12 protein-coding genes are annotated in these 12906 nt (G+C 40.1%); 9 read left to right on the forward strand and 3 right to left on the reverse strand.

Annotated features, from left to right (window positions below; all coding sequences use genetic code 11):
• The 8 genes from ACX0HA_RS16035 to ACX0HA_RS16070 form a co-directional block, all read left to right on the forward strand.
• The coding region (locus ACX0HA_RS16035; RefSeq protein ID WP_458846317.1) for a DUF3109 family protein at positions 1 to 572 on the forward strand (572 nt) is incomplete at its 5' end.
• A gap of 246 nt (positions 573 to 818) precedes the next feature.
• Positions 819 to 1796, forward strand: coding sequence for a ribonucleotide-diphosphate reductase subunit beta (locus ACX0HA_RS16040; RefSeq protein ID WP_458846318.1), 978 nt, complete (start codon positions 819 to 821; stop codon positions 1794 to 1796).
• A gap of 81 nt (positions 1797 to 1877) precedes the next feature.
• Positions 1878 to 4307 carry a ribonucleoside-diphosphate reductase subunit alpha gene (locus tag ACX0HA_RS16045; protein WP_458846319.1) on the forward strand — a complete coding sequence of 810 codons (2430 nt, stop codon included), beginning with the start codon at positions 1878 to 1880 and terminating at the stop codon, positions 4305 to 4307.
• 76 nt (positions 4308 to 4383) lie between these two features.
• Positions 4384 to 4884: an RDD family protein gene (locus tag ACX0HA_RS16050; RefSeq protein ID WP_458846320.1), complete on the forward strand. Its 501-nt coding sequence runs from the start codon at positions 4384 to 4386 to the stop codon at positions 4882 to 4884.
• A gap of 1 nt (position 4885) precedes the next feature.
• Positions 4886 to 5398 (forward strand): RDD family protein, encoded by a 513-nt coding sequence (locus ACX0HA_RS16055; RefSeq protein ID WP_458846321.1) that lies wholly within the window; start codon positions 4886 to 4888, stop codon positions 5396 to 5398.
• Complete coding sequence (locus ACX0HA_RS16060; protein ID WP_458846322.1) at positions 5391 to 5615, forward strand: hypothetical protein; 225 nt, start codon at positions 5391 to 5393, stop codon at positions 5613 to 5615. Before ACX0HA_RS16055 ends, ACX0HA_RS16060 begins: the two co-directional genes overlap by 8 nt.
• Before the next feature lie 20 nt (positions 5616 to 5635).
• Complete coding sequence (locus ACX0HA_RS16065) at positions 5636 to 6346, forward strand: AAA family ATPase (protein ID WP_458846323.1); 711 nt, start codon at positions 5636 to 5638, stop codon at positions 6344 to 6346.
• Positions 6347 to 6393: 47 nt separating this feature from the next.
• Positions 6394 to 7734 (forward strand): deoxyguanosinetriphosphate triphosphohydrolase, encoded by a 1341-nt coding sequence (locus ACX0HA_RS16070; RefSeq protein ID WP_458846357.1) that lies wholly within the window; start codon positions 6394 to 6396, stop codon positions 7732 to 7734.
• Positions 7735 to 7784: 50 nt separating this feature from the next.
• Here ACX0HA_RS16070 and ACX0HA_RS16075 read toward each other — a convergent pair whose 3' ends face one another.
• The gene (locus tag ACX0HA_RS16075; protein ID WP_458846324.1) at positions 7785 to 8345 is read right to left on the reverse strand and encodes a heavy-metal-associated domain-containing protein; all 561 of its coding nucleotides are present in this window, start codon (positions 8343 to 8345) and stop codon (positions 7785 to 7787) included.
• Between the two features lie 112 nt (positions 8346 to 8457).
• On the opposite strand from ACX0HA_RS16075, the gene ACX0HA_RS16080 reads away from it, so the two are divergent.
• The gene (locus ACX0HA_RS16080) at positions 8458 to 9324 is read left to right on the forward strand and encodes a DMT family transporter (RefSeq protein WP_458846325.1); all 867 of its coding nucleotides are present in this window, start codon (positions 8458 to 8460) and stop codon (positions 9322 to 9324) included.
• A gap of 83 nt (positions 9325 to 9407) precedes the next feature.
• Here the strand turns inward: ACX0HA_RS16080 and ACX0HA_RS16085 are convergent, their stop codons facing one another.
• Both ACX0HA_RS16085 and ACX0HA_RS16090 read right to left on the reverse strand, forming a co-directional pair.
• Complete coding sequence (locus ACX0HA_RS16085) at positions 9408 to 11450, reverse strand: M16 family metallopeptidase (RefSeq protein ID WP_458846326.1); 2043 nt, start codon at positions 11448 to 11450, stop codon at positions 9408 to 9410.
• Between the two features lie 15 nt (positions 11451 to 11465).
• Entirely contained in the window at positions 11466 to 12791 is a 1326-nt protein-coding gene (locus ACX0HA_RS16090) for a M16 family metallopeptidase (protein WP_458846327.1), read from the reverse strand.
• Between the last annotated feature and the right edge of the window lie 115 nt (positions 12792 to 12906).

A 12906-nucleotide genomic window follows, 5' to 3' on the forward strand; every position in this document is an offset into this window, starting at 1 on the left:
AAACAATAGTGTCTGAAGACATACTGGAAAAGGAGTTTGTTTGCAATCTTTCGGCTTGCAAAGGGGCTTGCTGTGTAGATGGAGATGCGGGTGCACCGCTTAATGAAGAGGAAACCAGGATTCTGGAAGCCATATATCCTAAAGTAAAACCTTTTTTGAGAAAAGAGGGTGTTGCTGCAATTGAAGCTCAGGGAACATGGGTAACAGGGACTGATGGCGAACTTGAAACGCCTCTTATCGATAATAAAGATTGTGCTTACGTAATTTTTGACGGAAAAACTGCGCTTTGCGGTATCGAACAAGCCTATAATCAGGGTCTTGTTGATTGGAAAAAACCGGTTTCATGCCATTTATATCCTATACGTGTTAAAGACTTTACAGAATTTGCTGCTGTTAACTACGACAAGTGGGATATATGCAGTGATGCCTGCTCGCTTGGAAAAGAACTTGAGGTGCCGGTATACAAATTCGTAAAAGAAGCACTTGTAAGAAGGTTTGGTGCCGACTGGTACACAGAGCTTGAAAAGGTGGCTGAAGAGCTAAAGGAAAATCCGGTGCAAAAACGCCGTTAAACCCTTTAAAAACACCTGTTTTTAGACTATTTCTAAATAATTTTTCTGTATATTTATAATTGCCAATGTGTTATTAATCAATGCGTTGTGTTAAATTATTGTCTTTGTAGGAAAAAGAGCGGTTGTTAAAAACTATGTCCAATTGTGAATAAGTTTGACTTTCATTTTTTGTTTCAAATGCCAATCTTTGTACTACTTCTTACAGTAAGAATATCTATTTTATAATACCATAAAAGTCAAAGCAATATGTCTGCAATCGAACCGATACTACAGGAAAATAAAAACCGTTTTGTGATCTTCCCTATAAAGCACCACGATATATGGGATTGGTACAAAAAAATGGAGGCTAGTTTCTGGACGGCGGAAGAAATCGACCTTCACCAGGATCTTAACGACTGGAATACGAAGCTTAGTGAAGATGAGAAATATTTTATCAAGCACATTCTTGCGTTTTTTGCTGCATCTGACGGTATTGTAAACGAAAATCTTGCTGAAAACTTCGTGAATGAAGTGCAGTACGCCGAAGCTAAGTTTTTCTATGGTTTCCAGATCATGATGGAGAACATTCATAGTGAGACCTATTCGCTTCTTATCGATACGTATGTAAAGGATGAGACAGAGAAAGATCAGCTTTTCCGTGCACTTGAAGTTTTTCCTGCCATTAAGAAAAAAGCAGACTGGGCACTTAAATGGATAGAGTCGGATTCATTTGCCGAAAGGCTTATCGCTTTTGCAGCGGTAGAGGGGATCTTCTTTTCGGGAGCGTTCTGTTCTATATACTGGCTAAAAAAACGTGGTCTTATGCCGGGGCTTACCTTCTCTAACGAATTAATTTCGCGTGATGAAGGTGTTCACTGTGATTTTGCTGTGCATTTGCATAACCACCACCTTGTAAATAAGGTGCCTAAAGACAGAATAAAAGAAATTCTTATTGATGCACTTTCTATCGAAAGGGAGTTTATTACCGAGTCGCTTCCGGTGAGCCTTATAGGTATGAATGCTGTGTTGATGACGCAATACCTGGAGTTTGTGACGGACAGGCTTCTTGTTGAATTGGGTTGTGAGAGACAATATAACGTGGGTAACCCGTTTGATTTTATGGATATGATCTCACTTCAGGGTAAAACGAACTTCTTTGAAAAAAGGGTTTCAGAATATCAAAAAGCCGGAGTAATCAAAAATGAAGGTGATTCTCAGGAAATTACTTTTGATGCTGACTTTTAATAAATAACAAAAAAAAACAACCATCTATACCGAATGAGTACGCTACGGCGTGCTGATTATTAACCTAAAATTTATTGCCATATGTATGTAGTTAAAAGAGACGGAAGAAAAGAGCCGGTAATGTTTGACAAAATTACCGATCGCGTAAGGAAACTGTGCTATGAACTGAATGAACTGGTAGATCCTGTTAAGGTGGCAATGCGTGTTATTGAAGGACTGTATGATGGTGTAACCACATCAGAACTTGATAACCTTGCGGCAGAAACTGCTGCGTCTATGACAATTACTCACCCTGATTATGCGCAGCTTGCTGCCCGTATCGCGGTGTCGAACCTGCATAAGAATACTAAAAAGTCGTTCTCTGAAACGATGAACGATATGTACCACTATGTAAACCCAAGAACAGGGCAGGAGTCTCCTCTTTTGTCTGATGAGGTTTATGAGGCTATTATGGCTAATGCCGAGGTGCTTGATTCGACGATCATATATAACAGGGATTTTAATTATGATTACTTTGGGTTCAAGACCCTTGAGCGATCTTACCTGTTGAAAATTAACGGGCAAATAGTGGAAAGGCCACAGCACATGCTTATGCGTGTATCTGTTGGTATCCACCTAAACGATATTGCTTCGGCCATAGAGACCTATGAGCTGATGTCTAAAAAATTCTTTACCCACGCCACACCTACGTTGTTCAACGCGGGTACGCCTAAGCCACAAATGTCGTCGTGTTTCCTTCTTTCTATGAAAGATGACAGTATCGATGGTATTTATGATACGCTGAGAAGCACTGCTAAGATATCGCAGTCTGCCGGAGGTATCGGGCTATCTATTCACAATGTAAGGGCTACAGGTTCTTACATCCGCGGAACGAACGGAACATCTAACGGTATCGTGCCTATGCTTCGTGTATTTAACGATACTGCGCGCTATGTAGACCAGGGTGGAGGTAAACGTAAAGGAAGCTTTGCGGTTTACATCGAGCCATGGCATGCTGATATTTTTGATTTCCTTGACCTGAGAAAAAACCATGGTAAAGAGGAAATGAGAGCTCGTGACTTGTTCCTTGCTATGTGGATTCCAGATCTTTTCATGAAGCGTGTTCAGGAAAACAGCACATGGACACTGATGTGTCCTAACGAATGCCCGGGTCTTTATGACGTGCATAGTGATGAGTTCGACACAATGTACCTTAAGTATGAGGCGGAAGATAAAGGAAGAAAAACAATCAAAGCACGTGATCTTTGGGAGAAGATACTTGAATCTCAAATTGAGACAGGGCTTCCGTACATGCTTTACAAAGACGCGGCTAACAGAAAATCAAACCAGAAGAACCTTGGTACTATCCGCTCTTCAAACCTTTGTACTGAGATCATGGAGTATACATCGGCAGATGAGATTGCTGTATGTAACCTTGCTTCGATATCACTACCAATGTTTGTGGAGAACGGTAAGTTTAACCACGAGTTCTTACACCAGGTTACTAAGCGTATAACACGCAACCTTAATAAAGTTATTGACAGGAATTATTATCCTGTTCAGGAAGCAGAGAACTCTAACATGCGCCACCGTCCGGTAGGATTGGGTGTTCAGGGTCTTGCAGATGCATTTATCCTGCTACGTATGCCATTTACAAGCGATGAGGCTAAAGCGCTTAACCAGGAGATATTCGAGACAATCTACTTTGCTGCTGTTACTGCTTCTATGGAACTGGCAAAAGAAGAAGGTCCATACTCAAGCTTCCAGGGATCGCCAATTTCTCAGGGTGAATTCCAGTACAACCTTTGGGGTCTAAACGATGGCGACCTTAGCGGACGTTGGGATTGGGCTTCGCTTCGTAAAGAAGTTATGGAGCACGGTGTAAGGAACTCCCTATTGATGGCTCCAATGCCTACGGCATCTACATCGCAGATATTAGGTAACAACGAAGCGTTTGAGCCTTATACATCTAACATATACACAAGAAGGGTACTTTCAGGCGAGTTTATCGTTGTGAACAAACATCTTCTTGAAGATCTTGTAAACCTTGGCTTATGGAATGAGAACCTTAAACAGGAGATTATGAGAGCTAATGGATCTGTACAGGATATTGATATTATTCCTCAGGACATCAAAGAGCTGTACAAAACGGTTTGGGAGATGAGTATGAAAGACATTATTGACATGTCACGCCAAAGGGGTTATTTTGTAGACCAGTCACAATCGCTTAACCTGTTTATGGAAGGTGCTACCTTTTCTAAACTTACGTCAATGCACTTCTATGCATGGCAGAGCGGCCTGAAAACAGGTATGTACTACCTAAGAACGAAGAGTGCAGTTGATGCTATCAAGTTTACACTTAACAACGATAAAAAAGTTGAAGAACTTCCGACTGAAGCAGCTGCTCCAAAATCTGCTGCAATAGCAGTAGCTGCTGAAGATGTTCAGCCAATTGCAGTGAGCGAATTCCAGGCTATGCTTGAGCGCTCAAGGACTGCTGATCCTGAAGATTGCGAGATGTGCGGATCTTAATAGAAAATATTTATTACAAAAATAGGATAAGGAGCAAATTGCTCCTTATTTTTGTTTTCTAACCAATCTAACTTTTATGGAGTCAGTAACATTAACTCAGGATATGTTTGTGCCAAGGTACAAGAGGTTTTTTAATGTTGTTATAGATTTTTGTGCAGTTATAATATTAGCTGTTTTGTTCATGGTTTTTATACTGATTCTTTCTGCGCTTGGTTTTAGCGGGTTAGGGGAATGGATGGCAAATTTTACGGATGGAGATTATAATGTACTTTGGCTGGCATTTATGATGGCTTACTATATGGTAATGGAAATTACGATGCAGAGAACATTAGGTAAATTCATCACTGGTACAATTGTAGTTAGTGAAAATGGGATCAAGCCCGCTGTTAAAAGTATAATAGGCCGCTCACTTTGCCGTATTTTCTGGATTGAAGCTTTTAGTTTTTTAGGGACATACCCAAGAGGCTGGCATGATAGTGCATCTAATACTTATGTAGTAGATATTAAAAAATATAAACAAGCGTTGAATGTGCAAAATTCATTTGACCAGATAGGAATAGAGATTGAACAGGCTTAATATGCAAAAACCAGTTGAAATAACGCAAGACATGCTTGCGGCCGGAAACAAGCGGTTTATAAATTTTATCATAGACAGTATAGTAACAACACTTTTGCAGATGGCTATTGCTAAAGGCGGTGATTTTTTACATGGGGTCTATGGTAACGAGGGCTTTTTGGTAGGTCCACCTGTGTTAGGTAATATTAAATATACGCTGCTCGGGCTGGGAATAAATATTGCATACTATGGGCTTTTTGAAACATTGAGCATGCGTACATTAGGTAAGTATGTAACCAATACCATGGTGGTTAACAGGGATGGTACGCGTCCGGAGAGTAACCGGATATTTATAAGGACATTATGCAGGCTGATACCCCTGGAATTTATAACGTTTTTTGGAAGACGCCCCATAGGTTTGCATGACGGGCTCTCTAAAACATTGGTTGTGGATATAGCGCAATATAGAGATGCCAAACCGGCAAAAGATTTAAATGATATAGGAAATAACGAAGAAAATAATAGCAATGAGTAAAGATAAAAAAGGAGTTCATTCAGGACTGATAGAAAAAGACGAAAACGGTAATTACTTTTGCGGCGAATACCTGCTGGATTATCAGCATGTAGAAAAAAGCTTTAAGATTGGAGACAAGATAACGATCAAGTCGGTTATTGATAATCCAAGCGATAAGAGCTATGAACAATACCCTAAGAAGTCGCGCGATTTCTTTTTGTTCAACCTGAAGAAATAAGTAATTAAAAACATTTTCCCTTGAACGGATTATTTTTTACAGACAGGAGCGAGGTTGATATTAAAGATGTTGTCTTTAATGAGGGTGTGGCCGGCCAGATAGAACAATTTCTGAAAGAATACCAGTTTCGTGATATTCTGGATAAGTATGAGCTGCCGGTAAACAATAAGATGCTGTTGTATGGCAAGACCGGTTGTGGTAAGACCATGACGGCAAAAGCCATTGCCAAAGTATTGGACAGGAAACTTATTGTGGTTAACCTGGCATCTATTGTCTCGTCTAAGCTTGGAGAAACTGCCAAGAATGTCGCTACACTGTTCAAAGAGGTAAGTTATCACGATGCTGTGCTGTTTTTTGACGAATTTGACACCTTGGGTCAGGTGCGTGAACATGATAGCCGTGACAGCAGCGAAATGAGGCGTGTGGTAAATGCAATTCTCCAGCTGATTGATAATTTTCCGTCAAACTCGGTATTGATCGCAGCAACCAATCAGATTGAAGCTATCGATGAGGCGCTTATCCGTCGTTTTGAGCTAAGGCTCGAATTTACATCGCCTGGAAAAGAAGTCCTTGATAACTATTATGACAGGCTGCTGACGAAATACCCTTCGGAATTCACAAAAATAGAACGCAAATATGATATCTCGTTTGCCGAAGCAAAAACGGAAGTGTTTACGCAGGTGAAGCACAATATTATTCAGGCAGAACTGGCAAAATCGGGAATAAATTAAATATTTTGTTTTAGAAATCTAAAATCATAAATCTGCAATAAGATATGATGCAATGGGAACAGCTGCTGTCGCTAAAAAGACAGGGCGATACAAGCAAAAGATTGCGCAAAGAACAGGACGATACCCGTTTGGGTTTTGAGGTAGATTATGACCGTATCATATTTTCGTCGGCTTTCAGGAGCCTTCAGGATAAGACACAGGTTATTCCGCTTTCTAAAACCGACTTTGTACATACACGCCTTACGCACAGTTTGGAAGTGTCGGTTGTAGGCCGTTCGCTGGGCAGGCTTGTAGGTAAAAAGATTATAGAGAAGCATCCGTACCTGCAGGAAGTGCATGGCTACCAGATGAACGATTTTGGAGCTATTGTTGCTGCAGCGGCATTATCGCACGATATTGGTAATCCGCCATTTGGACATTCGGGAGAGAAAGCCATAGGCGAATATTTCAAGACTGGAAAAGGGCAGTTATACAAAGACCAGCTTACTGATAAAGAATGGCAGGACATTGTGGATTTTGAGGGTAATGCGAACGGATTTAGCCTGCTTACTGCAACGCGTCCGGGGATAGAAGGAGGACTTCGTCTTTCGTATGCTACCCTTGGTGCATTCATGAAATATCCTAAAGAGTCTTTGCCAAAAAAACCTACAGCAAATATTGCCGATAAGAAGTATGGCTTCTTTCAGAGTGATGCGCACTTCTTTCAGGAAGTAGCCAATGAACTTGGCCTGATCCCTAATAAAACCGGAAATGATATTGGTTATGAAAGGCATCCGTTGGCTTATCTTGTAGAGGCTGCAGATGATATTTGTTATACCATCATTGACTTTGAAGACGGTATCAATCTGGGCGTGATCTCTGAAGATTATGCGCTTGAATACCTGATAAAACTGGTGAAGGATAATGTTCATGTTGAAAAATACAAATCACTTGTTACTAAAGAAGATCGCATCAGTTACCTGCGTGCGCTGGCTATAGGCAGCCTTATAAACGATGCGGTTGAAGTATTCATCGAAAATGAGGAGGCGATATTAAAAGGCGAATACCCGTATGCACTTACCGATAAGGGCAGGTATACGGCACAGATGAATGATATAATCAAAATAAGCGTAAAGAACATTTACCAGAGCAGGGAAGTGGTAGAGAAGGAAGTAATAGGCTACCGTATTATCAATACGCTACTAGACACTTTCTGTACTGCTTATAATAACAAGTTTGATGGTTCGGCAAGCAACTATGATAATCTTGTCCTTAAATTAATGCCGGAGAAATTCATAACCGAAAAGATGAGCCTTTATGACAGGCTGCTTCATATCTGCCATTTTGTTTCGACTCTGACTGATGGTAAAGCGGTATTGCTCTATAACACCATAACCGGTGCAAAATAAAAAATCCCCTCATTGTGTGAGGGGATTTTTGTTTATTATCTAATGTAAAATTACATTGTTCCTTTTTCGGTTTTTTTGCCTGCAGCGCAGCATCCGCCTTTTTTCTCGCCAGCTCCGCATGAAGCTTTAGCGTCTGAAGAGCAAGAAGCATCTTTCGATTTTTTGTCTGCTTTCTTCGCTTTTTTATCAGCCTTTTTTTCTTTCTCCTGGTCTAGAGAGAAGTAAGCTTTGTCGCCAGAGTTCTTAACATCAGATACTTTGTAAGCACCATCAGCAATGTGCTCTACAGTCTCAACAAATTTCTCAGGAGTCTGTTTTGCATTGTCAAAAGTTACAGTAGCAGTTTTAGTGTCAAAGTCAACTGTAGCTTTATCTACACCTTCCATGCCGGCAAGTTTGCTCTCGATAACTTTTGCACATCCCTGAGGGCATGTCATACCGTCAATCTTAAATGTAGTGGTTTCGTTAGCGGCAGTTTCTTTTACCTGAGTGGTGTCAGTTACTGTTCCTTCAGCAGGAGTTTCAAGGTTACCGTCTTTAGAAGTGTCTTTGCAGCTTGCAAACAATAAAGCAGCCAGAGCGAAAAATGAAAGTTTCTTTACAAGATTCATTGTATATTATGTATTAAGTTTAAACTGTTCTTTTAAAAGAGTTTACAAATTTATGTAAAAACGGTTTGCAATGCCGATTATTATGTTGGAATTTTGAATCAAAATCATCAATATGCAATCAAAACACCTCAAATGGTACCTACTTGCCATTCTTTCGCTTATATGGGGAAGCTCTTTCATACTTATAAAACGGGGACTTGAAGGGCTCAATCCCTTTCAGTTGGGTTCACTTCGCATCATTTTCTGTGCAGTCTTCCTGCTTATCATAGGTTTCAGGACTTTAAAAAATATTCCGCAGGGACAATGGAAGTACATTGCACTAACCGCCTTAATGGGGACATTCCTGCCGGCTTTTCTGTTCTCGATTGCGCAAATGCAGATCAATAGTTCTGTGAGTGCGATATTAAACTCGCTCACGCCGCTTAACACGCTGATATTAGGTGCAACGGTATTTGGGTTAAGTTTTCAGCGCAGGCAGCTCATAGGGGTTGTAATAGGCCTTGTTGGCTGCGTGCTGCTAATCTATAACGGAGCGATTAACAATCCGAACCAAAACTATTACTATGCACTCTTTGTAATTGTGGCGTCGATATGTTATGCAACAAATGTAAACCTGATAAAAAAATACCTCTCAGACCTCACGCCGCTTACAATCAGTACCGGAAACTTTACTGTGATGCTCGTTCCTGCAATTGTGGTGTTGTGCTTTTCAGGATTTTTTGACATTGCCACGCTGCCACAAACACACCGGTCAATGATGTTTATTGGTATACTGGCGATAGTAGGTACAGGTATTGCCAATATTGTTTTCTTCAGGCTTATCCAGATGTCATCGCCTATTTTTTCTTCATCTGTTACTTACCTGATACCAATCGTAGCATTCGGCTGGGGATTGCTGGATGGAGAATCGTTGACGCTTGTTCAGGGATTGGGAGCAGCAATAATATTGGTTGGGGTTTATTTTTCGGCGAGGAAATAGGATCAGTATCCGGTGTTCATAATTATGATAAAACAAGAAAGGCTGCCCACCGGGCAGCCTTTCTCTATGAAATCAAAATAATATTATTGGAAATCAGCAGGTGTTACACCTTCATTGATTTTAACCTCTGATACTGTAAGCTCAACTTCTATACCTATGTTTAGAGAAGATTTATAAGGAACTTTAATTCCTTTGATATCACGGTAATCGCTGTATGGAGTTGTAACAACTACAGACTGTCCGCCCGGAACTTCCATAGATTCAGACTTACCTAATTTAAGGCCTGTTTTTACATCATAGTAAAAGGTATTTGTACCATCTACAAGTGCATAAGCTTCAGCTCCGTTAAATTCTTCGATACCTTTTAGTTTAAGGTCTTTATTGTCTCTTAGTTTTAACTCAGGGAAAGGGAAGCTGTATTTTTTTGCGTCAGCAATGTCGTCTGCTTCAAAATCAATTTTCTGACCTTGTCCAGATTGGTAGCCAGTCGCACCATTAAATACTCTTTTTCCTGTCTGACCCATTGCACTCATAGTTTCTGCAAGTTTGTTGTCAGAAGTTACTTTTCTTGAAACTTCAAGAGTCATGCCTTGTATACTTCCTGAAGCTTTAACTGAAAGTGATTTTACTGCACTAAGTGCTTTCTCGCCACCTACTGCTTTAATGTAGTTGTCAAGTACTGATTTAGCAGTTACACCTGCAGGAATCGGTTTGTTTACAGCCGGTTTTTCAGCTGGCTTACCATATTTGTCAAAGTAGAATACAGGGATCTTGCTTTTTTCAAGGCCAGGAAGTACATCTGCAGCTTTACCTACAATAACGATACGTGCGTTTTCAGTAAGGAAGAAACGGTTAGCCGCTTTTTTGATGTCCTCAGCAGTTACTGCATTTATGTTTTTGATATAGTTTTCGTAAAAATCTGCAGGAAGACCCTGAGTTTCTGTTGTAAGAGCATAACGGGCAATAGTTCCCGGTTTCTCCATGTTCATTACAAAGCTACCTACATATTTAGCTTTAGCATTTTTAAGGTCTTCAGCAGAAACAAGGTCAGTCCTCATTTTCTTAAGCTCATTGAATATCTCTACAACAGCACTGTCAGTAACTGTGTTCCTTACAGAAGTTGAAGAAGAGAATTCACCAACATATTTGTTACCGCGTACAGAAGAGTAAGCTCCGTAAGTCCATCCGTGAGCCTCACGAAGGTTAAGGAAAAGTCTTCCTTCTCCACCGCCACCTAAGATCTGGTTAGCAAGAAGTGTAGCGAAGTATTCTTTGTCAGTCATCTTCAGGTTAGTAACATTTACTACAGAAATCTCAGACTGTACTGCGTTTGGTACATCAACAAAGTTGATTTGAGTGTACTGAACATCTTTAGGGTCGCTGTAAGATACATTTGGAGCTTTAGCAGGTTTCCATGAACCGAATAGTTTTTCAACCTGTTTCTTAACATCTTTCAGTTTAACGTCACCTACAACAACAAGGTAACCGTTACCCGGTACAAAGTAGCTTTCGTAGTTAGCTTTAACGTCAGCAAGAGTTACATTGTTAAGTGTTTCTTCACTAAGGTATTCACCTGCAGGGTGGTCTTTACCATAAACCAATACACCACCAACTCTTCCTGCAATAGCAGAAGCGCTTTTCTCGTCAGACTTAAGATTCTCAAGAATCAGAGCTTTTTGTTTGTCAAACTCTTCCTGAGTAAATACAGGGTTAAGAGCTCCGTCAGCCATAAGTTCTAATATTCTGTTAGAATATTTAGAAAGTCCGCTTCCGTAAGCTGATTGCGATCCGAAACCGATGCTTGCGCCTAAAAAGTCTACTTCTTCGTTAAAAGCATCTTTAGACATTTTTTTAGTTCCGCTACCCATTAGGGATGCAGTCATGTCAGATACACCTTTTTTACTGCCTTCTGCATATGGAGCATTGTCAAGTGTAAGTGTGTAAGATACAGTTGGTAGTTTGTGGTTTTCTACAACAAGAACTTTAAGTCCGTTCTTAAGAGAGAAAGTTTCAGGTTTACCCACATTAACTTTAGGAGCGGGTCCCGGTTTTGGCTGGGGTATAACTTGTCCGTGCATATTAAGTGATAACAATACGCCGGCTAGAATATAAATAACTTTTTTCATGATATTTTTCAATGCTTAGTTTTGTGCTTTGTCTTTAGCGCCTACGTAGTCTAACGTTAAACGTTGATTAGGGTTAAGGTATTTTTTAGCAACTTCCCTGATATCTTCTCTAGTGATAGAACGGTAAATGTCGATCTCTGTATTGATAAGGTTAACATCGCCATACAGAAGGTAGAAAGTAGCAAGGTTTTCAGCAATTCCCTCAACGCTTGAGTTGCTGCTTACATAGTTGCTTTCGATCTCATTCTGTAGTTTTTGAAATTCTCTTTCAGAGATAAGCTCTGTCTGAAGTTTCACGATCTCAGCATCAGCTTCTTTCATGATATCAGCAGCAGTAAAGCCTTGCATTGGGATACCATAAACTATATATAATCCGTAATCTTCCTGGCTGTAGTTGAAAGCACCTATCTGAAGGGCCATTTTCTTCTCATCCACGATTTTTTTATACATCCTTGAGCTTTTTCCACCTGTAAGGATAGAAGAGATCATATCAAGAACTTTAGCATCTTTAGTTTTCATAGATGGAGTCCTGTAAGCAGTAACTACCATCGGAAGCTGTACGTTTGGATCCTCGTAAGTAGCCTTGAAAGCCTCAGTAATTGGTTTTTCTTCAAATTTCTGACGCGTTACCGGCGTTCCTTTAGGAACTTTGCTGAAGTATTGGTTTACCCATTGTTTTGCCTGAGCAGGGTCAAAATCTCCCGCTACTACAAGTACAGCATTGTTAGGAATGTAGAATTTTTTATTGAAAGCCTGGAACTCCTCAAGAGTAGCTGCATCAAGGTGATCCATAGAACCGATAGTTGCCCAACGGTAAGGATGCACTTTGAACATGTTTCTCTTAACCTCTGCGATAAGATTTCCATAAGGCTGATTGTCTATACGAAGCCTTTTCTCTTCTTTAACAACTTCATTCTGGGTGTCAACACCTATTTGGTTGATTACCGGGTGAAGCATCCTTTCAGATTCCATCCAGATAGCAAGCTCAAGGTTGTTAGAAGGGAAAACCTCATAGTAATACGTTCTGTCGTCAGACGTGTTAGCATTATTGTTACCACCGTTTGCAGTAACTATTTTAAACCAGTCACCACGTTTGATGTTTTCTGTTCCTTCAAACAGTAAGTGTTCAAAAAAGTGAGCGAAACCTGTTCTTTCAGGATTTTCATCTTTAGAACCTACGTGATACATTACCGAAGTAATGATAACCGGAGCCGATTTATCCTGGTGAAGGATAACATGAAGGCCATTGTCTAAATTGTATTCTTCGAATGCCACTTTTTGAGCTGAAGCAACTCCGCCAAGCATTAGAAGTGAACCCAAAGCCATTAAAGATTTTTTCATAAAAATTAATAATTATTTTGATTTGCTTAATTGGTGTGCAATTTCGAAATTTTGTTACAATAATTTTACAAAATTTTAAGATTTTGAGTTTTTTATGCGAAATGACTGAAATTTT

This window comes from Flavobacterium hauense, from assembly GCF_054457175.1.